The organism is Novosphingobium sp. NBM11, from assembly GCF_015390225.1.
Classification (GTDB): domain Bacteria; phylum Pseudomonadota; class Alphaproteobacteria; order Sphingomonadales; family Sphingomonadaceae; genus Novosphingobium.
Genome location: NZ_VUOG01000003.1, coordinates 175,765 through 194,409, shown reverse-complemented (window position 1 = coordinate 194,409; position 18,645 = coordinate 175,765). Strand labels below are relative to the sequence as shown.

The window sequence follows — 18,645 nt, the reverse complement described above, 5'->3', positions numbered from 1 at the left end:
GCGGGAGCCTGGAAATATGCGGATCGGAATGATCGGCCTCGGCCGGATGGGAGGCAACATCGCCCGTCGGCTTCAACGCTCCGGACATCAGCCAGTGGTCTTCGACCGCAATCCTGAGGCGGTGGCGGAACTCGAGCTTGAAGGATTCGAGCCGGCTGACTCGCTTGAGGAAATCAAGAAGAAGCTGGGCACGGAGGCAGTCTTCTGGGTCATGCTGCCCGCGGGCGAGCCGACCGAGAAGACGATCCAGATCCTCCGCACGATCGCCGAACCTGGCGACGTCGTCATCGATGGCGGCAACAGCTTCTACAAGGACGATATTCGCCGGGCGAAGCTGCTGGCCGACAAGGGCATCCACTATATTGATGTCGGTACCTCGGGAGGCGTGTGGGGCCTCGAGCGCGGCTATTGCATGATGATCGGCGGACCGAAGGAGGCCGTCGACCATCTCGATCCGATCTTCGACGCGCTCGCGCCGGGCATCGGCACCATTCCGCGGACGCCGAACCGGATGGAGCATGAGGGAGAGGATGCGCGCGCGGAGAAGGGCTATATCCACGCCGGGCCCGCCGGCGCGGGTCACTTCGTCAAGATGGTGCACAACGGCATCGAATACGGCCTGATGCAGGCATATGCCGAAGGCTTCGACATTCTGAAGTCGAAGCAGTCCAGCAAGCTTCCCGAGGATGAGCGCTACGTTCTCAATCTCACCGACATCGCCGAGGTGTGGCGGCGCGGCTCTGTCATATCCTCTTGGCTTCTGGACCTCACTGCGGCGGCGCTCGCCAAGGATCAGATGCTCTCGCAGTTCTCCGGGCGGGTTGCGGATTCGGGCGAGGGGCGCTGGACCGTCGAGGCGGCCATGGAAGAGGCGGTTCCCGCTGTGGTCCTTACCGCTGCGCTGTTTGCCCGGTATCGGAGCCGGGTCGAGCACACCTTCGCCGACCAGGTGCTTTCCGCGATGCGCTTCGGGTTCGGCGGGCATGTCGAGATCCCGCAGTGAATGGAGTGACCGTGCCGGGGCGCCCGGCGACGATCGTCATCTTCGGCGCGACAGGAGACCTCACCCGCAGGCTGCTGGTTCCGGCGCTGGCCAACCTCTGCTTCGACGGACTCTTGAGCGAAGAGCTCAACGTCATCGGCATAGCCCTTCGGGATGGCGATGATGAAAGTCTGCGCGTGAGCCTCGATGAGTTCGCGCCGCAGACACAGTGCTGGCAACGATTGCGCCAGCGGACCAGCTACCTCCCCGGCGACTTCACGCTTGGGACTGTCTACGAAAGGCTCAAGCAGCGGCTGGGCGAGGACGACGCGGCATTTTATCTGGCCACGCCGCCGCAGTTCTTCGGGGTCATCGTGGACAGGCTCGCCGACGCCGGCCTCACGGAGGAACATGACGGCGGCTTTCGGCGGGTGGTGATCGAGAAGCCCTTCGGTCACGACCTCGAATCCGCACGGGCTCTCAACCAGCGGATCCTGTCGCGAGTGAACGAGAGCCAAGTTTACCGGATCGATCACTTCCTGGGGAAGGAAACCGTCCAGAACATCCTGGTCGCGCGGTTCGGCAACGCCTGGCTGGAGGCGGTATGGAACCACCGCTACGTGGACCACATCCAGATTTCAGCCGCCGAAGCGATCGGCGTCGGCACCCGCGGGGCGTTCTACGACACAACCGGTGCGCTCCGGGACATGGTTCCCAACCACCTGATGCAGCTTTTGTCGATGATCGCAATGGAGCCGCCAAACAGCTTCGACGCCGAGGTCATCCGCGACGAAAAGGCAAAGCTGCTTCGGGCCGTCCGTCGCATTACCCCGGATGAGGCGCGAAGCGACGCGGTGCGGGGCATGTACGCAGCCGGCCAGGTCAACGGCCAGATGATCCCCGCCTATCGCGAGACGCCGCACGTGGACCCGAACACCGCCACCGAAACTTATGTGGCGCTCAAGCTCATGGTCGACACCTGGCGCTGGACCGGCGTGCCCTTCTATCTGCGCACGGGGAAGGCGCTCGCCGCACGGGACACCGAGATCGTGGTCACCTTCAAGCCCGTGCCATATGCGACGTTTCGGGAGACCCCGGTCGCTCCTCTCCCGGCCAATCAGCTCGTATTCCAGATCCAGCCGCACGAAGGGATCGACCTTGGTTTCCTGGTCAAACGGCCGGGTCCGCAAGTGGAGGCGGTCCCCGTAGCGCTCGATTTTGCTTATGCAGAGAAGTTCGCCGTCGCGCACCGGACAGGGTACGAAACCCTCCTGTATGACATGATGAAGGGCGATCAGACGCTCTTCCAGCGTGCCGACCAGATCGAGGCGGGATGGGCCGTTGTGCAGCCGATCCTGGACGCCTGGGCTCGGGGCGAGGGGGTGCTGGAGGAATATACGCCAGGCACTTCCGGACCTCGCGCCGCCGACGCACTGATCGCCCGCGATGGCCGGCAATGGCACGCATTGGGTCGATAAATGGAGCGAACGAACTCCGGTCAGAAAGGGAGGCGGGACAAGGCCGGCACCTTTTTCCGCGAAGGGTTCGGATCGCCCCAAGCTGCGCTGACTTGGATCGGCTACCGCGCTGGGCTCCACGCGACAGGCGGGCTCCGAGTGGCATTTCAGTAGTCGCCCTACCGCTCGTACAGATAATAGCGGTCTGTTGCCGTAAGATCGTGCGCGAGCTCATACACGATCGGCTCACCCGTCGGGATCTCGATCGTGGGGATCTCATCGTCCGGGATGCCAGACAGATGCTTCACCAGCGCGCGCAGCGAATTGCCGTGCGCCGAGATCACGACTCTTCTGCCGGCCTTGAGCTCCGGCGCGATCCTTGCCTCCCAATAGGGCAGCACGCGCCCGATCGTGTCCTTCAGGCTCTCGGCGCTCGGAATTGCGATGCCGGCGTAGCGGCGATCGCCGGTGACATCATAGGGTCCCCTGGCTGCTGTGGCGGCGGCGGGATGCCAAACGATCGGCGCCAGATCTTCACTTGCTCCGCTCCGTGCCTGGCTGCGGTCGCTGCCTTGTCGAGGCCGGTGAGCCCGCCATAATGGCGCTCGTTCAGACGCCAGTCCTTTTCGACGGGCAACCACAACCGCCCCATCACCTCGAGCGCAAGGTTGAGCGTCTTGATCGCACGCGTCTGGAGGCTCGTGAAGCAGAAGTCGAAGTCCAGCCCCTTCGCCGCCATCAGCCCGCCGGCCGCTTTCGCCTCAATCTCGCCCTGCCGCGTCAGATCCACGTCCCACCAGCCCGTGAAGCGGTTCTCGAGGTTCCAGACCGACTGGCCGTGGCGGATCAGCACGAGCGTGGGCAAGGGGTTCTCCAAAAGGCATTACGAGCTGAATGGACGTCTCTCCGCTCCGCGATCCGGCGTCCCGCAGGTTTCACACGCCATGCCCGAGGCTTGCGATCATTGCGGCCAGCTCAGACCCCTCCGGGATTTCCTCACGGCCCGCGGCCCGCGCGATCAGGCGGCTAACGAAATCGAGCTTGAGCATGACGCCGGGACTGAGACGAAAGGGATAGAGATCCGGTTGCCCTATTGCCCGGTTTACCGCGTTGAGAGCGAAGGAGATCGGTATCCAGCGCTCAACGAGCGTCGCCGTTGCAACACGATACGCATCGATGTCCGGGTGCGGTGCGCGATTGCCTTCCAGCCCCACACCGAAGTCCGCCATCGCTCCGAGCGTGTCGACGATGTGCAGGTAATGAGCGAACGTCTCGGCGAAATCTTCCCAGGGATGCGCAGTTGCATACGCGCTGACATGGTCATCAGCCCAGCCGAGTGCCGGACGGCCGGCATAGTAGCGCTGGACCGCTGCAGCATAATCGATGCGCTCGTCACCGAACAGTGCGCGAAAGGGATCGTGCATGTCGGTCACAGCGACGAGCCGGTACCAATAGTAGTGGCCGATCTCGTGTCGGAAATGGCCTAGAAGAGTGCGGTAGGGCTCGCCCATTTGATGGCGTATGCGCTCCCGCGCCGCGTCGTCCGCCTCGATCACGTTCAGCGTGATGACACCCCCGGCATGGCCGGTGAGAAGCTGTGGGACATAGCCGTTCTCGGCGGCGGCATCGTACAAGAAATCGAAGGCGAGCCCGTCTCCGCGCTCGGCCTTGGTCTCGAGGGGCAGGCCGAGCTTGATCGCACCGCGAATCATGCGCCGCTTGGCCTCCTCGATCCGCCGCCAGCGTTGAAGGACGCCGCGCACCGCGAGATCGGGGATCATGCGATTGTGCCGGCAGGCGCGGCACATTGCTCGGGTCGGACCGAGCGCTTCAGCGCCCGTCTCATCTGCCAGCCAGTTGCACGCGCCGTAATGAACATTGGCGCAAGGCTTTACCGCCGCGGCTGATCCCTCTGCATCGTGCCACTCGCGCGCCCTGGGGTCGAGATGACGAAAGGCGTCTATGCGCCAGTCATAGCCAACGGCGTGTGCGCAGCTCGGGCAGGCGCTTTCCTCCAAGTGAAGCTGGTGGCGGCAGTTGGGGCAGGGGAATGCCAAGCGTTGGGTCCCTGTTACCTGCGCGACGGCAAGCCTTGTTCAGGTGTCCGCATGGGCAGCCTCGATCGGCTCCGACGTCGTGTTGCCGCAGCACACGGGATGAGGACCCGCAGGCATGCAGCAGGTAAGCGCGCCGACCGGGATGAAAGCCATCTCGTCCCGTGGCCGAGGTCCCGACCATCGCGGTGCGCCCCGGCTCTCGTAGGAGAGGCCGTACCGCCGGCAATAAGCCTCGGCGGCTTCACGCGAAGGGAAGCCGAGCTCCAGATGGGCGAGGGGGTCGCTTCCTCCCGTCCAGCCGGTGAGCGGATCGACGAACGGGCGCGACCGCGGGCGGAAACGCAGCCGCCATCGACCCTCACGGGCGCGGCCGCCGGACCGACCGGCGAGCGGATCGGGTTCGATGATGGCGAATGCGTCCGTCGGCAGGGCGCTTGCGTAGCGTCGCCACGCCGTATCAAACGGCGAAGACACCTCGGTCGCGACGTTATTGCGCAGGAAGCGGCGGTCCCGCTGTTCCGCCGCCTCACCCGCAGCGACCAGCTTACCGGCGAGCCGATGTCCGACAAGGCAGTCGCGCGCTTGGTCAAGCGCTATGCCGGCGCCGCCGGCTACGACGCCGCCAAATTCTCCGGTCACTCGCTGCGCGCGGGGTTCCTGACCGAAGCAGCCAATCAGGGCGCGACGATCTTCAAGATGCAGGAGGTCAGCCGCCACAAGACGGTGCAAGTCCTCTCGGACTATGTCCGCTCGGCCGACCGGTTCCGCGATCATGCCGGCGAGCGGTTTCTCTGATCAGAGCGCTGCCGCTCACGACAGCCGGCGTGATGAGCAGGCAGTGATGTTGCGACTGATCTAGCGCAGGGCGGGGCAGCCGCCCCCTCCTTACCCTCACGTAGCCTTGGCGGCGGATGCAGCCTTCAGGATCGCGCCCGACGCTGAAAGGAAACCGGAAAAGTGTCCCTGGAGCGCGCTGCTCCCATGGCGGGACTTCGCGACAAGGGCCTGATTCATGCAGCTCATCTCCGTCATCCTTTCCGGCGGCGCAGGGACGAGACTGTGGCCACTCTCCACAGAGCAAACGCCGAAGCAGTTCCTTCCACTGGCAGGCGAAGAAAGCCTCCTTCAGCAGACGGCTTTGCGCGCCAAGAGCATCGCGCAATCAAGCTCCCCCATCGTCGTCGCCAGCCAGGACCATGAGCGGCAGATCCTCGGAGAGCTCGAAGCGGTGGGATGCCCACCCTCCCGGCTGCTCCTCGAGCCGATCGGGCGCAATACCGCCCCCGCCCTCGCCATGGCGGCGCTCGAGTGCACGGACGAGAACGCCTTGTTGCTGGTCATGCCGAGCGATCATGTGATCAGGGACGTGGAGTCCTTCGGCGACGCCGTGCATCGGGCTCTTCCCCTGGCCCAGGATGGCAGGCTGGTGACGTTCGGCATCACTCCAGACCGCCCCGCGACCGGTTACGGCTATATCGACATGGGAGAGCCGCTCTCCGGCGAAATTTGCCGGGTGAACTGCTTCGTCGAGAAGCCGGAGGCGGCACGCGCGGAACGCATGCTTGCCGATGGCCGCTATGTTTGGAACGCAGGCATCTTCCTCCTCCGCTCGGACCGCCTCATCGAGGAACTCGCGGTTCACGCGCCGGGGCTTCTCGGATCGGTTCGCAAGGATTTGGCGACCGCCGATCGCGAGGGCAATCGAGTGATTCCCGATAGAGCCACCTTCGCATCCGTGGAGGCGAAATCGATCGACTATGTCGTGATGGAGCACGCCGCGCGCATCGCGGTGGTTCCCGTCGACGTGGGATGGTCCGACATCGGGAGCTGGGATGCGCTTCATGCGATCGAAGCCCAGGACGACAGCGGAAATGCGCTGCACGGCGATGTCCTGGCGCTGGAAAGCCACGGATGCCTCATTCGGACAAGCGGGCCCCGCGTTGCCGCGCTGGGCGTGTCCGATCTCGTTATCGATGCCACAGATGACGTCGTGCTGGTGATCCCGCGGGAGCGTGCTCAGGAGGTGCGCCGACTGGTTCAACGGGCCGGCCAAGCGACGCCTCCGCCACCGCGACGACCGCAGCGAACCGCCGCCCTGTCGATCGCCACGCCCGCCGCCTCCTGAGCAGGAAATGGGATCGGCAACACGAATCTCGAAGACTCCCGGAATGGAGAGTAAGATGAACGGCTATGCTCTGACGCCGCCGGTTCGCCACATCGCGCTGATCGGCAATTTCCCTCCTCGACGCTGCGGCATCGCGACTTTCGCCGCCGATCTGCACGACGCGCTGCGCCAGATATCGCCCGACGCCAGTCTCTCCACTGTCGCGATGAACGATCCTGGGACGCGGCACCGATACCCGGAGGAAGTAGGTTACGAGATCGCGCAGGACGATCCCGACGCCTGCCTGGCGGCCGCGGACCACCTCAATGCGCTCAATCCGGACGTCATCTGCGTTCAGCATGAATTTGGCATCTTCGGTGGGAAGGCAGGCGGCTACTTGCTGCCGATGCTCGAGAGGCTTCGAGCGCCGGTCGTGACGACGCTTCACACGGTCCTGACGCAGCCCGACCCGGATCAACGACGCGTGATGCGCGCCCTCGCCGAGCGGTCATCTCGCCTGGTCGTCATGACCGAGATGGGCCGAACCATCCTCACCCGTGACATGGAGGTGGCGGCCGGCAAGATCGCCGTGATCCCGCATGGCATTCCCGATTTGCCCTTTCTGGACCCAGCCTTCCACAAGCACCGCTTCGGGCTCGACGGCCATCGCGTCGTTTCGACCTTCGGCCTGCTTTCCCCAAACAAGGGCATCGAGGTGATGATCGAAGCGCTGTCTCGCCTCGTCAAGGATCATCCGGATCTCGTATACATCGTCCTCGGCGCGACACACCCTCATCTGGCGGCGCGCGAGGGCGAACGCTACCGCGACGAGCTGGCATGTCGCGTCCGCCGCCTCGGTCTCGAGAGCCATGTGCGCTTCGTGAACGAGTATGTCGACGCGCCAACCTTGCAGGCATGGCTCTCGGCCTGCGACATCTATGTGACGCCCTATCTCTCCGAGGCGCAGATCACGAGTGGAACGCTCGCCTACGCTGTCGGCTTGGGCAAGGCGGTGATCTCTACGCCCTATTGGCACGCGCAGGAGTTGCTCGACGGGTGTCGCGGTCATCTCGTCCCCTTCGGTTCGCCCGAGGCGCTCGCCGGATCCGTGGGCGCCGTTCTATCCGACAGGAACCTTCGCGACGAGATGCGGCGCAACGCTTATCAAGCCGGCCGTGACATGATCTGGCCGGTGGTGGCGGAGCGCTATGCGACGCTTTTTCAGCGGGCGCGCATCGAGGTTTTCGGAAAGACGGGCATCGTGCAGCTCCACGCCTCCAAGTCGAAGCCGCCGAAGCCAAGCCTTAGCGCCGTGGCGCGGATGAGCGATGGGTGCGGTATGCTGCAGCATAGCCGGTCCACCGTCCCCGACCGGCGCCATGGCTATTGCCTCGATGATAACGCCCGCGCGCTGATGCTCGCCGCGCAGTTCGAAGCGGAGCGAATCGAGGCCAAGCGCGCGCTCGCCCTGGCGCCTACCTACGCTACGTTCGTCGACCTTGCCTGGAACGAGCAGTCACAGCGCTTTCGCAACTTCATGGGTTTTGACCGGAACTGGCTCGAACAGGAAGGTTCACAGGACAGCTTCGGCCGCGCCGTCTGGGCGATCGGCCGTACGGCCGAGCTCACCCGAAATCACGGTCTCAAGCTCTGGGCAACGGTGTTCGCAGACAAGGTGATCCCGGCAAGCGCGTTCCTCACCAGCCCCCGTGCCCGCGCCTTCGTCATTCTCGGCCTAGCCGCGCATCTCAGCGTCTACCCGGGCCACCGACCGGCGAGGCTTCAACTTGAATCGTTCGCCGGCGAGCTGCTCGACCTGCTTCGTACAGTAAGGCGGGACGCCTGGACGTGGTTCGAGCCGGTCCTTGCCTATGACAATGCCCGCCTGCCGGAAGCATTGCTGGTGGCGAGTACCGTTCTTGGCCGCACGCAGATGCGACAGGACGCCCTGGAGGCGCTGGACTGGCTCCGGCGCCAGCAGACCGCTCCGGAAGGCCATTTCCGGCCGGTCGGCACGCAAAGCTTCGGCGCGGCCTTTCAACCGCCGCGTGCCTTCGATCAGCAGCCGCTCGAGGCCTGGGCGACCATCGATGCCTTCACGCTCGCATTCGCGCAGGACGGCGATCGCCGCTGGCGGGATCATGCCGAAGCCGCGTTCGCCTGGTATCTTGGCGCAAATGACCTCGGCGTGCGGATCGCGAGCCCCGATGGCGGTTGCTACGATGGGCTGCAGGTCGATCGGGTGAACCTCAACCAAGGCGCGGAATCCATCCTCGCCTACCAGTTTGCTGCCCTGGCGATCGCGCGCTTGCGCAACAAGGCGGCCGCTTCGAACACAAGCGAAGAGCGCCCGGTGGCCGCGTCTGGAGGTAAGGCATGCCGCTGATCCAATCCAGCCTGCACCTCCTTCCAAACCCAGCCAGAGTGGTCATTCGGCCGCTGAAACTCGCCTCAGAGCCGAGAGAACTCAATCCGGTAGACGACTGGCGCATGCATCGTATCATCGCTGCCGTGCGCGCGATGGACACGCGCACGGTGAAGGCGGAGCTTGTTTTGGTCTTACATTAAACGACTTCGAAAATCGGCATTATGATATCAGGAAAGTCTTCGAGGAGCGTTATGAGCAGGTTGCGAGGGACATTGGCTTCGCTGCTCCCCTAGACCAGGCTCAGCGCCAACTTATTGGTGCCTGTTTCTGCCACGAGTATTCGGTTGGCGCTGCCGCGCTAATGAACCCAAGCATCGTGCCGCACCCGGATCAAACAAATCTTTCGCAGGGCGCGTTACGTTTTATCTTGTCGCTCCGAGCAGTGGGCGAGGGCCACATCTCGTCGGTCACATTCCGCCAGGGCGTCGTTCTCTCAGACGGCTCGCTCGAACTCGAGCCGGAACCGGATCTCGCGATCGCGGCCAGAGCCGAGAGCCATGACGATGGCAGCGTTACCTTCCGGCGCCATGACTGCAGCAGCCGTCTCGACGAGATGGTGTTGTTTCCCTATACGCCCGCGCAGCGCAACGGCTTGGAGGATCTGCGCCTGGTAAGGTTCGAGAACGGTGACGGCAGTACGGTCTATTACGGCACCTACACTGCTTACAGCGGCGCGACGATCGCGTCTGAGATCCTGGAAACTCGCGATTTCGAAAGTTTCGAGCTTCGCCCACTCCAAGGCAGCGCCGCGCGCAACAAGGGCATGGCGCTCTTCCCTCGCAAGTTTGGCAAAGACTATGTGATGCTCGGGAGACAGGACGGCGAGAGCCTTTATCTACTGCGCTCCACCGATCTCCTTTCCTGGGAGCATGGCGAAATTCTTGCGCGTCCGGAATATGCCTGGGAACTTATCCAGATCGGCAACTGCGGAGCGCCTATCGAACTGGAAGAAGGATGGCTCGTGCTCACCCACGGCGTCGGCGCCATGCGCAAATATTCCATCGGGGCGCTGCTGCTCGATCGGGATGACCCGAGCCGCGTCATCGGTCGAACCGCAGTCCCGCTCCTCTCGCCCTCGGATGAAGCACGCGAAGGCTATGTCCCCAACGTCGTCTACACCTGCGGTGCGTTGGCGCACGCCGGCCGCCTGATCATGCCGTATGGCGTGGCGGACAGTTCCGTGAGCTTCGCGTCGATGGACCTGGCGGAATTGCTGGCGATGCTGTCGCCGCCAGCTGCCGCCCGGTCCCCAATCGCCCGGGATGTGGAGCCGATCCGGGACCGAACGGACGCGTGATCCTTCCTTCGCTATGACGGCGCAGCGGACGTCAGTCGCGCACCAGCAGGCACTTCCCTAATGCAGCGTCGTGTCGGTCTCGACGTCCGCTTCCGCGATGACATACTCGTCCCCCTCCCCCACGAAGAACATCGTGACGCGTTCTTCCTCGTTTTCTGGAGGCGGCCGGTCGGGGAAATGTTCAGCCCAGGCGCCGTTCACGTAGGACAGAAGGGTGGACCAGGCGATTGCATGATTCGGATGCGTTGACAGGAAGACCTTTCCGAGGTGCTCGATCATCAGGACGACAACGGACATACGCCTACTCGCCACCTTGCCTCGCGAGAACATCTGCAAAGACGAGGTCGCGGAGAGGGTCAGACCATCAACGGCTTCCGGCTGCATCGGAAGTGCGAATGCCTGACAAAATCTGCTCCACTTCGAAGAGATCGCCCGACGTCTCCACACCAGGTCCGCAGAGGCGAATGATCATTCGCCCCTCGATTACCTTGCTTCCTATTCGAGGTGCGGATCCGAGGCCAATATGAACGCCGGGCTTATCGAACACATGCTGATAAAGCCGCCAGTAGCGGCGCCATTCAGCCACGCTTCCACTCATCGAAATGGTCATATGACCGGATCGGAGCGGCACATACGACACATCGCGGCTTAACTGTGCGCGTTCGATCGCAAAGCAGCGCGCCCCACGGCCTGCAGCGACTTGCGCCGCTTTCCTCAACAACCCCGTCCGCACCGACCGATCAGGCCAGCGTGTCGGGGCGAGGATTGCGATTTCATAGCTCGGCGGATCGCCGCTCCCGACCTCGTGGACTTCGTAAGTTGGGAGCTGGGGCCCGCTCTGCGCAGGCGCCGAGTCGGCATGCGCGGCCGAGACTAGGGCGAGCACGCCGCACCACCAGTAGCCCCTTGTGGACCGGGCCGAGCATTGCCGTGGTCCGAAGGCGTCAGCGGCGGAGGCGAACTGTACCATCGGATCCATCTCCCCGCTCAGCTCGCCCTTGCAATCACGACGCGCGCGGGCCGCACAAGTCGGCTTGCAACCCTGTATCCGGGCTGGAGGGTCTCCAGGACCAGCCCGTCACCTGTCTCGTCATCAGATCGCGATGCGATCGCATCATGGATGTTCGGGTCGAACGCCTCGCCCGTGCCGGGGCATATTCGCTCGACGCCCACCTTGATCAGCGCATCGAGAAACGCGCGACTGGTCGCCCGCAGCCCGTTTAGCAGGGCATCGACACTCGGCTGGGTTCCTTCCTCGGTTCGGCCGGCCGCCTCGATGGCGAGATCGAGGCTATCGAGAGCGGGAACGATTTTCGAGACCAGGTCTGCAATCCCGCTCTCGCGCCCCTCGGCACGCGCGCGATCGGCTCGCTTCCTGGCATTCTCGGCATCGGCCAGGGCACGCAGGAGCCGCTCCCGCAGCTCGTCGGCTTCCGATGCGGCCGCCTGCTTGGACTCGGGCTTCTCCACCTCCTGCTCCTGCGGCGCCGGAGACTGTCCTCCTTCAGCGATGTCGTCCTGGTTCATTTGACCGAGCCTTCATTCATCCGTGCAAGCGGCGGCGCCACTTCACCAAATTGTGATCAGCGGAACGGACCGGATCACTTCTTCGCGTCGTCCGCCTCCTCGAACTCGGCGTCCACGATCCCGTCATCAGCCGACGATGTGCTGCCCGGCTCGGCGCGCTGGGCGCTGGCGACCTTCTGGGTCGCAGACTGAAGATCCTCGCCGCGCGCGCGAATGTCCTCGATCTGGTCGCCCTGCATGGCCGTCTTCAGGTTCGAAACCGCGTCTTCGACGGCTTGCCGATCCGCGGCCGCAACGCGATCCCCTGCATCCGCAAGCGTCTTTTCGGAGAGGAAGATCAAAGCGTCGGACTGGTTCTTCGCTTCCGCCAGTTCGCGCCGCTTCCTGTCCTCGCTGGCATGCTCTTCGGCGTCCCTGACCGCACGCTTGATTTCCTCTTCGCTCAGTCCGCCCGACGACTGGATGGTGATCTTCTGCTCGCGCCCGGTCCCCTTGTCTGTCGCGGAAACGTTCACGATGCCGTTTGCATCGATATCGAACGTCACCTCGATCTGTGGCACGCCTCGGGGCGCCGGTGCGATGTTCTCAAGATTGAACTGGCCGAGGAGCTTGTTGTCCTCGGCCATTTCCCGCTCGCCCTGGAAGACCCTGATGGTAACAGCGGGCTGGTTGTCCTCCGCCGTCGAGAAGGTCTGGCTCTTCTTGGTAGGTATCGTCGTGTTCCGGTCGATGAGCTTGGTCATCACGCCGCCGAGCGTCTCGATGCCCAACGACAATGGCGTGACGTCGAGAAGCAGCACGTCTTCGACCTGGCCCTTCAGCACGCCCGCCTGGATCGCTGCGCCAAGTGCCACGACCTCGTCAGGGTTGACGCCCTGGTGCGGCTCGCGCCCGAAGATAGTCTTCACCGCCTCGACGACCTTCGGCATGCGGGTCATCCCGCCGACCAGCACAACTTCGTCGAGCTGATCGGCATTAAGCCCTGCATCCTCCAGCGCTGCCTTGCACGGCCCCATGGTGCGGGAGATGAGATCATCGACCAGCGCCTCGAGCTTGGCGCGCGTGAGGCTGATGTCGAGATGCTTCGGACCGGATTGATCCGCGGTAATGAAAGGCAGGTTGACACTCGTCTGCGATGCCGAACTGAGTTCGATCTTCGCTTTCTCGGCCGCCTCTTTCAGGCGCTGGAGCGCGAGCCGGTCCTGGCGCAGATCGATCCCCTGCTCCTTGCGGAACTCGTCCGCGAGAAAGTCGATGATCCGCTTGTCGAAATCCTCGCCGCCGAGAAAGGTGTCGCCGTTGGTCGACTTCACTTCGAACACGCCATCGCCGAGTTCGAGAATGGATACGTCGAACGTGCCGCCGCCAAGGTCATAAACCGCGATCGTGCCTGCCTTCTTCTTTTCCAGCCCATAGGCAAGGGCGGCAGCCGTTGGCTCATTGATGATGCGCAGAACCTCGAGACCGGCGATGGTCCCTGCATCCTTGGTCGCCTGCCGCTGGGCGTCGTTGAAATAGGCCGGAACGGTGATGACGGCTTCGGTGACCGGCTCGCCCAGATATTTCTCGGCAGTCTCCTTCATTTTGCGCAGGATGTGCGCGGAGATCTCGCTGGGGCTCGACTTCTTCCCGTTTACCTCTACCCAGGCGTCACCATTGGCACCGGGCACGATCTTGTAGGGCACCATGCCCTTGTCCTTCTGAACGATGGGGTCATCGTAGCGGCGTCCGATCAGGCGCTTGATCGCAAAGAGCGTCTGCTCGGGATTGGTAATGGCCTGACGCTTCGCGGCGGCTCCCACCAGTACCTCGCCATCGGGGCGGAAGGCCACCATGGATGGGGTGGTCCGGGCACCTTCGGCATTCTCGATGACCTTGGGCTCTTTGCCCTCCATCACCGCGACGCAGGAATTGGTGGTGCCGAGATCGATGCCGATTGCTTTCGCCATACTAGCCTCCAAATTAGAAAATCGAACAACGACGATGAAGGGTCTCGCGCTCGTGAGTCCTGACCTGGATCAGTTGTCGCGTAAGGCCGCCTCAGACTCCCAAGGAGGCACGCGGATTTTCGTCATGACGCTGAGCCCAGGTCCGGGCGAACTCCTCAAGCTCAGCGTCGCCGGAAGGCAGATGCACCATCAGGCGGACCAGCTGATTGCCGCGTGAACCGTCCCGCCGGTGGAATCCCTTGCCCTTGATCCGCAGCGTGCGCCCCGAGCTCGATCCCTTAGGGATCGTCAGCAACACCGGCCCGTCGACGGTCGGAACCCGCACTTTGGCGCCGAGCACGGCTTCGTCCCAGCGCACCGGCAACTCCAAACGGACATCGTCTCCATCCCTCGTGAAGAAGCGGTGCGGGTCTATCTCGAGAATCACGATGGCATCGCCGGGTCCGCCAGGGCCTTCCTCCCCCTGGCCACGCAGGCGCACTTGCGTCCCCGACTCGAAGCCAGCCGGCAGCTTCAGGTCGACCGCCTTCCCCCTTCTGAGCTCGACATGTTGCGGACGCAGCGCCGCTGCATCTTCGAAGCTGACGTTCAGGCGATAGGCGACATCAGCTCCCCGAGAGCGATATGATCGGCGCTGACCGCCCCCGGCGGTCTCCGCGCGGCCGAACATATCGCCAAATATGCTCGCGAAATCGGCTTCGTCCCCGCTGAATTCAAATGTCGTCCCGCCACCATCGGTACCGGCACGAAAGCCGCCACGGCGGGCAAAGGGTCCGGCACCATCGAAGTCGGAAAAACCATAGGGAGCCTTCGGATTGCCATTCTCATCGATTTCACCGCGATCATAGCGCGCGCGCTTTTCCTTGTCGGTAAGGAGGTCATAGGCGGCTGTAATCGCAGAAAAGCGTTCCGCCGCTCCCGGCTTATCCGCGTTGCGGTCCGGATGATATTCCTTGGCGAGCTTTCGATAGGCCTTCTTGATCGTGACGTCGTCAGCATCGCGCGGCACGTTCAAGGCCTGGTATGGATCGGCCATTCTGTTTCAGTCCCTATGTCGGTTGTTCATTATCTGCCGTTACGCCTCGGCGAAAATGAGATAACCAATCCTATTACCGGAAGCATCTTGCAAGGTGCGCGACTCCGAACTCCCCATCGGCATCCCGCTCCACGGCGCGTTCCAGCGAGATCATGCACCAAACCATAGGGTGAGAGCATGCAGGATGCTCTTTGTTTCCTGCACGTCGCGAACAGCGACTGTGTCGACGCCGGTCGTAACCGCAGGGTAGTCGTTGCCACCAGGGAATACTGCGTCGCCGAGGAACATCATGTCCTTCAAGGCGACGCCGCTAACCTCTGCCAGCTTGCGCAGTCCAAATCCCTTGTCGATCCCTTCCCGCGTAATGTCGACCGATGTGGTTCCTCCGATGTTGATCGACCAGCCAGGCAAGGATTGTTCTAGCATGGCTTGCAACTGCAGCCGCTTGCGACGATCCGGGTCCCAGGCCCGCTTGGCATCCAGCGGCGCTTTCTGCCCGATGCCTGAATAGGTTATCTGCGTTCCGCGATCCTCGACCCGTGGTCCCCACGCAGGATCGTCATTGAGGCCCGCCGCCGCTATCGCCCGTTCCAGTGCGCCCAGGATATGCGACTTCTCATCCGGCGTGATTGCCTGCGAGTAGACCAGCTGCCAGTCTTTGGTGAAGCGGAACAGCTTCGCGCCGGCAGTGGGCAATATCCAGAGCATGGCCAGCTCTGCATTGCTTGGCAGGCGATCAATCACCTGCTTCTTCAGTTGGGGCCAGTCACCCCCGGAAATCACTGCCACCTGGGCAAAGGTGAGGAGCGTTGCCAGCAGCCCGGCGATCTCGTCGTCGAGCGGGGCTTTGCTTTCGGCCAAGGTGCCGTCGAGATCGAAAGCGATCAGCTGCTTCACACCGTCACCGTTGGCTTTGGGTCGACACAAGAGTTATAAGAAGGGATCACCGAGTTCGGCTGACCACATTGGCCGTGCCATCGGCTTGAACGATGACGAGATGATAGGACTTGTCTTCGCACTGCGCCCGCCAAACCGGTCCTTCCTTCTCGTCCGGCAGCCGCTCAGCCTGAATGACATTCTGGCACGCCAGACCGGCATCTCGGATCGCGCGGAAGAGCGCAGACCGCCTAGATGCGTCGTTCAGGTTGATCACCGCCTGTTGGTAGTGTTGATCGAGGCGCTATGCGCGGTGATCGCCGCTAGGCTGCTCCGCCTTCTGCGTCCCACATCCAGCTAGAGCGACGCACAGCACTGCTGCGATGATGCCGCGCATCGATCGAACTCCTTCCTCAATGGGCCAGCAGCAGCGGCTTCGGGCACCGCAGCAACATCTCGCGCGTGACCCCACCGAGGATACGTTCGCGAATGCGCGAATGCCCATAGGCGCCGAGAACCGCGAAGCTCGACCGCGAGTCGATGATGACGTTCAGCAGTTCCTCTCCCACGCTGAGCTCACCGCGGGGCACCGAGAGCAACTCCGATTGGATGCCATGATGCGAGAGATAGGCGGCAGCGCCGGCGGCGGGAAACTCGGGAGCGTCCTCCCCGATCGTCACGATCTGGACGCGCGCCGCCCGGCTCAGGAGCGGAACCGCGAAACGCAGCGCCTGCGCGGCCTCGAACGAAGCGTTCCACGCGACGAGCGCAGCGCCCTCGAGGTCAAGGGTTCCGTTGTCATAAGGCACCGAGAGGATCGGAGCACGCGAATGGACTGCGACATCGCCGACGAGGTCGAGTTCCGCGTCCCAGCCGCCTTCGTCGCTTTCGAGATGACTGAGGATGATCACGTCGCTCAGCCGCGATTGATCGAGAAGCACCGTCGCGGGAGAACCAACTCCGCGGAGCCAGTCGAACGCCACGCCCTCGTCGCGCAGTCTGGCCTCCACGGCCGCGCGCGTGGCATCCTGTCGTTTCTCATGCTCCGTGAAGAGCTTCACCGATGGGTAAACCCCGCCGAAGGGGTCGGCCATTGCGTAGGCCGACAGCGGCGCAGCCTGCGCGCCCGTCAGATGAAGGTCGAATGCCCGGGCAAGCCGGACTGCCGCGTCAAGCCGCGCGTCTCCGCCCCTGTCCTCGGCCACGTGGAGCAATCCTGTTTTCATCTACCGATCCTTTCGATTGGGTGGTCGGCCGAAGGCAATGGCCGCAACAGCAGAAGGGTAAGCAGCGGAAGGGTAAGCAGCGGAAGGATCGCGGACGCTGACATAGGTCAGACGCGGCGCCCGCCGATCATTGCCGCCGAAAGCGCGGGCTGTGGAGGTAAGCTCACTCGTCGAGGAGCGCGCGGAGCATCCAGGCCGCCTTTTCGTGAACCGCCACGCGTTGCGTCGCGAGATCGGCGGTCGCCTGGTCGCCCGCTTCATCGGCCACAGGAAAGAGGCTGCGAGCCGATCGGGCAGTCGCCTGGTGTCCGTCGACCAGAATCTGGATCATCGCCTCGGCTCTGGGGGGAGTTTCGGGCGCGTCAGCGAGCGAGCTCAGCTTCGCAAACTGCGCATATGAACCAGGTGCTGGCTCAGCGAGCGAGCGAATTCTTTCGGCGATCGGATCAACCGCATTCCACAATTCAGTATACTGGACCATGAACATCGCATGGAGGCTGTTGAACATCCGCCCAGTGACGTTCCAGTGGAAATTATGAGTCGTCAGATATAGCGTGTAGGTGTCGGCCAACAGGCGCGACAGACCCTCGGCTATTTCTTTCCTCTTGGTATCGTCAATTCCGATCTCGATGGCCATTCCTGTCATCCTGTTAATCCGCCGCGCTAGGCGGGCGGAGGTCTGGTCGCGGGTTGCGCCTCGGCCGCAAGCGCGGTTGGTGAAGCACTGCGGAGGATAGCGCGGCACCGCGGCGATGAACTGACCCACATCAGACGGCAATGTAACGGTCGCAGACCGCGACCGGGCCGGGAACGGTCCCACCGGTTTTCGCCTGACCTAAGTCAGCGCGCATCGGCGACTCGCTGAATAGGAAAGCTGGGGCGGAGTGCCAACCTGGGCTGCTGGCCCGCAATGACTAGGAGGATCCACCATGGTTTCCCTTTTTCGCACCGATTCCACCATCAAGAGGGACGTCGAGGACGAGATCAAATACGACCCGTCGATCCAGCACGACGAGACGATCGCCGTCGCCGTGAAGGACGGGATCGTGACGCTGAGCGGCGTGACCAAGAGCTATATGGACTCTTATTATGCCGAGAAGGCGGCGAAACGCGTCTCGGGGGTTAAGGCGGTCGCCAACGAGATCCAGGTCAAGCTGTCGACCGAGCGCCTTGATCCCGAGATTGCCGAAGACGCGGTAAAATCGCTGAAGCGCGAACTGCCCAGCAGCGCCGAAAAGGTCAAGGTCGTCGTCAAAAATGGCTGGCTTACGCTCGAGGGCCATGTCGAATGGAATTTTCAGAAGGAATGGGCCGAACGCGCCGTCCGGTCGATCAGCGGCGTAAAGGGCGTCACCAATTTGATCACGGTAGAGCCCAGGGTCAACCCTGGCGACGTCAAGAAGAAGATCGAGGACGCCCTCGTCCGCAGCGCCCAGGTCGACGCGCAACGCGTCGAGGTCATAGCCGACGGCGGCAAGGTCACGCTCAAGGGTACGGTCAGGAGCTGGGCCGAACGTCAGGAGGCCGAAAGATCGGCATGGGCCGCACCTGGCGTGACGAGCGTTGACAATCAAATCAGGATCCTGCCCTGATGCGATCGGCGGGGATGGCGATGGCTATCCCCGCCTTCGCCGGCTGCACAACATCCACCCGCACGAACCCATCGCCGACCGGCGTAACCTTGCCGACCGAATTGAGCAAGAGCC

General features: G+C 63.3%; 18 protein-coding genes and 2 pseudogenes. 8 read left to right on the top strand and 12 right to left on the bottom strand.

Annotation, left to right across the window (positions count from 1 at the left end):
- The first annotated feature begins 16 nt into the window (after nucleotides 1-16).
- Together gnd and zwf are read left to right on the top strand one after the other, a co-directional pair.
- Nucleotides 17-1,003, top strand: a complete 987-nt coding sequence (gnd, locus tag F1640_RS21290) for a phosphogluconate dehydrogenase (NAD(+)-dependent, decarboxylating) (RefSeq protein WP_037486173.1) — start codon at nucleotides 17-19, stop codon at nucleotides 1,001-1,003.
- Complete coding sequence (zwf, locus tag F1640_RS21285) at nucleotides 1,000-2,460, top strand: glucose-6-phosphate dehydrogenase (RefSeq protein ID WP_084718399.1); 1,461 nt, start codon at nucleotides 1,000-1,002, stop codon at nucleotides 2,458-2,460. The genes gnd and zwf overlap by 4 nt, the downstream gene beginning before the upstream one ends.
- 158 nt (nucleotides 2,461-2,618) lie before the next feature.
- On the opposite strand, the pseudogene gpmA reads toward zwf, so the two are convergent.
- From gpmA to F1640_RS26100, 3 genes and pseudogenes are all read right to left on the bottom strand, one after another.
- Nucleotides 2,619-3,304, bottom strand: a pseudogene (gene gpmA / locus F1640_RS21280) (2,3-diphosphoglycerate-dependent phosphoglycerate mutase).
- Between the two features lie 70 nt (nucleotides 3,305-3,374).
- Nucleotides 3,375-4,496 carry a putative zinc-binding metallopeptidase gene (locus F1640_RS21275; RefSeq protein WP_126006128.1) on the bottom strand — a complete coding sequence of 374 codons (1,122 nt, stop codon included), beginning with the start codon at nucleotides 4,494-4,496 and terminating at the stop codon, nucleotides 3,375-3,377.
- A gap of 39 nt (nucleotides 4,497-4,535) precedes the next feature.
- Nucleotides 4,536-4,970 carry an NADH dehydrogenase ubiquinone Fe-S protein 4 gene (locus F1640_RS26100; protein ID WP_047100444.1) on the bottom strand — a complete coding sequence of 145 codons (435 nt, stop codon included), beginning with the start codon at nucleotides 4,968-4,970 and terminating at the stop codon, nucleotides 4,536-4,538.
- A gap of 36 nt (nucleotides 4,971-5,006) precedes the next feature.
- Here F1640_RS26100 and F1640_RS21265 point away from each other — a divergent pair.
- The 5 genes and pseudogenes from F1640_RS21265 to F1640_RS21250 all read left to right on the top strand — a co-directional run.
- Nucleotides 5,007-5,291: pseudogene (locus F1640_RS21265) on the top strand (tyrosine-type recombinase/integrase); the annotation flags it as partial.
- Between the two features lie 217 nt (nucleotides 5,292-5,508).
- On the top strand, nucleotides 5,509-6,621 hold the full coding sequence (locus tag F1640_RS21260; RefSeq protein WP_194921787.1) for a mannose-1-phosphate guanylyltransferase/mannose-6-phosphate isomerase: 1,113 nt from the start codon (nucleotides 5,509-5,511) through the stop codon (nucleotides 6,619-6,621).
- A gap of 55 nt (nucleotides 6,622-6,676) precedes the next feature.
- Nucleotides 6,677-8,986, top strand: coding sequence for a glycosyltransferase family 4 protein (locus F1640_RS21255; protein ID WP_194921785.1), 2,310 nt, complete (start codon nucleotides 6,677-6,679; stop codon nucleotides 8,984-8,986).
- The gene (locus F1640_RS25890; RefSeq protein ID WP_309229344.1) at nucleotides 8,977-9,168 is read left to right on the top strand and encodes a hypothetical protein; all 192 of its coding nucleotides are present in this window, start codon (nucleotides 8,977-8,979) and stop codon (nucleotides 9,166-9,168) included. The genes F1640_RS21255 and F1640_RS25890 overlap by 10 nt, the downstream gene beginning before the upstream one ends.
- A gap of 161 nt (nucleotides 9,169-9,329) precedes the next feature.
- Nucleotides 9,330-10,325 (top strand): glycoside hydrolase family 130 protein, encoded by a 996-nt coding sequence (locus tag F1640_RS21250; protein WP_309229343.1) that lies wholly within the window; start codon nucleotides 9,330-9,332, stop codon nucleotides 10,323-10,325.
- 57 nt (nucleotides 10,326-10,382) lie between these two features.
- Here the strand turns inward: F1640_RS21250 and F1640_RS21245 are convergent, their stop codons facing one another.
- From F1640_RS21245 to F1640_RS21205, 9 genes are all read right to left on the bottom strand, one after another.
- On the bottom strand, nucleotides 10,383-10,709 hold the full coding sequence (locus F1640_RS21245) for a hypothetical protein (protein WP_194921783.1): 327 nt from the start codon (nucleotides 10,707-10,709) through the stop codon (nucleotides 10,383-10,385).
- The gene (locus F1640_RS21240) at nucleotides 10,690-11,295 is read right to left on the bottom strand and encodes a hypothetical protein (RefSeq protein WP_194921780.1); all 606 of its coding nucleotides are present in this window, start codon (nucleotides 11,293-11,295) and stop codon (nucleotides 10,690-10,692) included. The genes F1640_RS21245 and F1640_RS21240 overlap by 20 nt, the downstream gene beginning before the upstream one ends.
- 17 nt (nucleotides 11,296-11,312) lie before the next feature.
- Complete coding sequence (locus F1640_RS21235; protein ID WP_010339434.1) at nucleotides 11,313-11,852, bottom strand: nucleotide exchange factor GrpE; 540 nt, start codon at nucleotides 11,850-11,852, stop codon at nucleotides 11,313-11,315.
- A gap of 74 nt (nucleotides 11,853-11,926) precedes the next feature.
- On the bottom strand, nucleotides 11,927-13,801 hold the full coding sequence (gene dnaK, locus F1640_RS21230) for a molecular chaperone DnaK (protein WP_010339435.1): 1,875 nt from the start codon (nucleotides 13,799-13,801) through the stop codon (nucleotides 11,927-11,929).
- Nucleotides 13,802-13,892: 91 nt separating this feature from the next.
- A complete protein-coding gene (locus F1640_RS21225) occupies nucleotides 13,893-14,837 on the bottom strand; it encodes a DnaJ C-terminal domain-containing protein (RefSeq protein ID WP_194921779.1) in 945 nt (314 codons plus the stop codon).
- A gap of 150 nt (nucleotides 14,838-14,987) precedes the next feature.
- Nucleotides 14,988-15,734, bottom strand: a complete 747-nt coding sequence (locus tag F1640_RS21220) for an HAD-IIB family hydrolase (RefSeq protein ID WP_047867093.1) — start codon at nucleotides 15,732-15,734, stop codon at nucleotides 14,988-14,990.
- Between the two features lie 46 nt (nucleotides 15,735-15,780).
- Nucleotides 15,781-15,990, bottom strand: coding sequence for a hypothetical protein (locus F1640_RS21215; RefSeq protein ID WP_125458957.1), 210 nt, complete (start codon nucleotides 15,988-15,990; stop codon nucleotides 15,781-15,783).
- 136 nt (nucleotides 15,991-16,126) lie between these two features.
- Nucleotides 16,127-16,918, bottom strand: coding sequence for a universal stress protein (locus F1640_RS21210; RefSeq protein ID WP_309229342.1), 792 nt, complete (start codon nucleotides 16,916-16,918; stop codon nucleotides 16,127-16,129).
- A 184-nt stretch (nucleotides 16,919-17,102) separates the two neighbouring features.
- The gene (locus F1640_RS21205) at nucleotides 17,103-17,576 is read right to left on the bottom strand and encodes a Dps family protein (protein WP_107525133.1); all 474 of its coding nucleotides are present in this window, start codon (nucleotides 17,574-17,576) and stop codon (nucleotides 17,103-17,105) included.
- Between the two features lie 292 nt (nucleotides 17,577-17,868).
- On the opposite strand from F1640_RS21205, the gene F1640_RS21200 reads away from it, so the two are divergent.
- Entirely contained in the window at nucleotides 17,869-18,531 is a 663-nt protein-coding gene (locus F1640_RS21200) for a BON domain-containing protein (protein WP_010339440.1), read from the top strand.
- Nucleotides 18,532-18,645 lie beyond the last annotated feature (114 nt).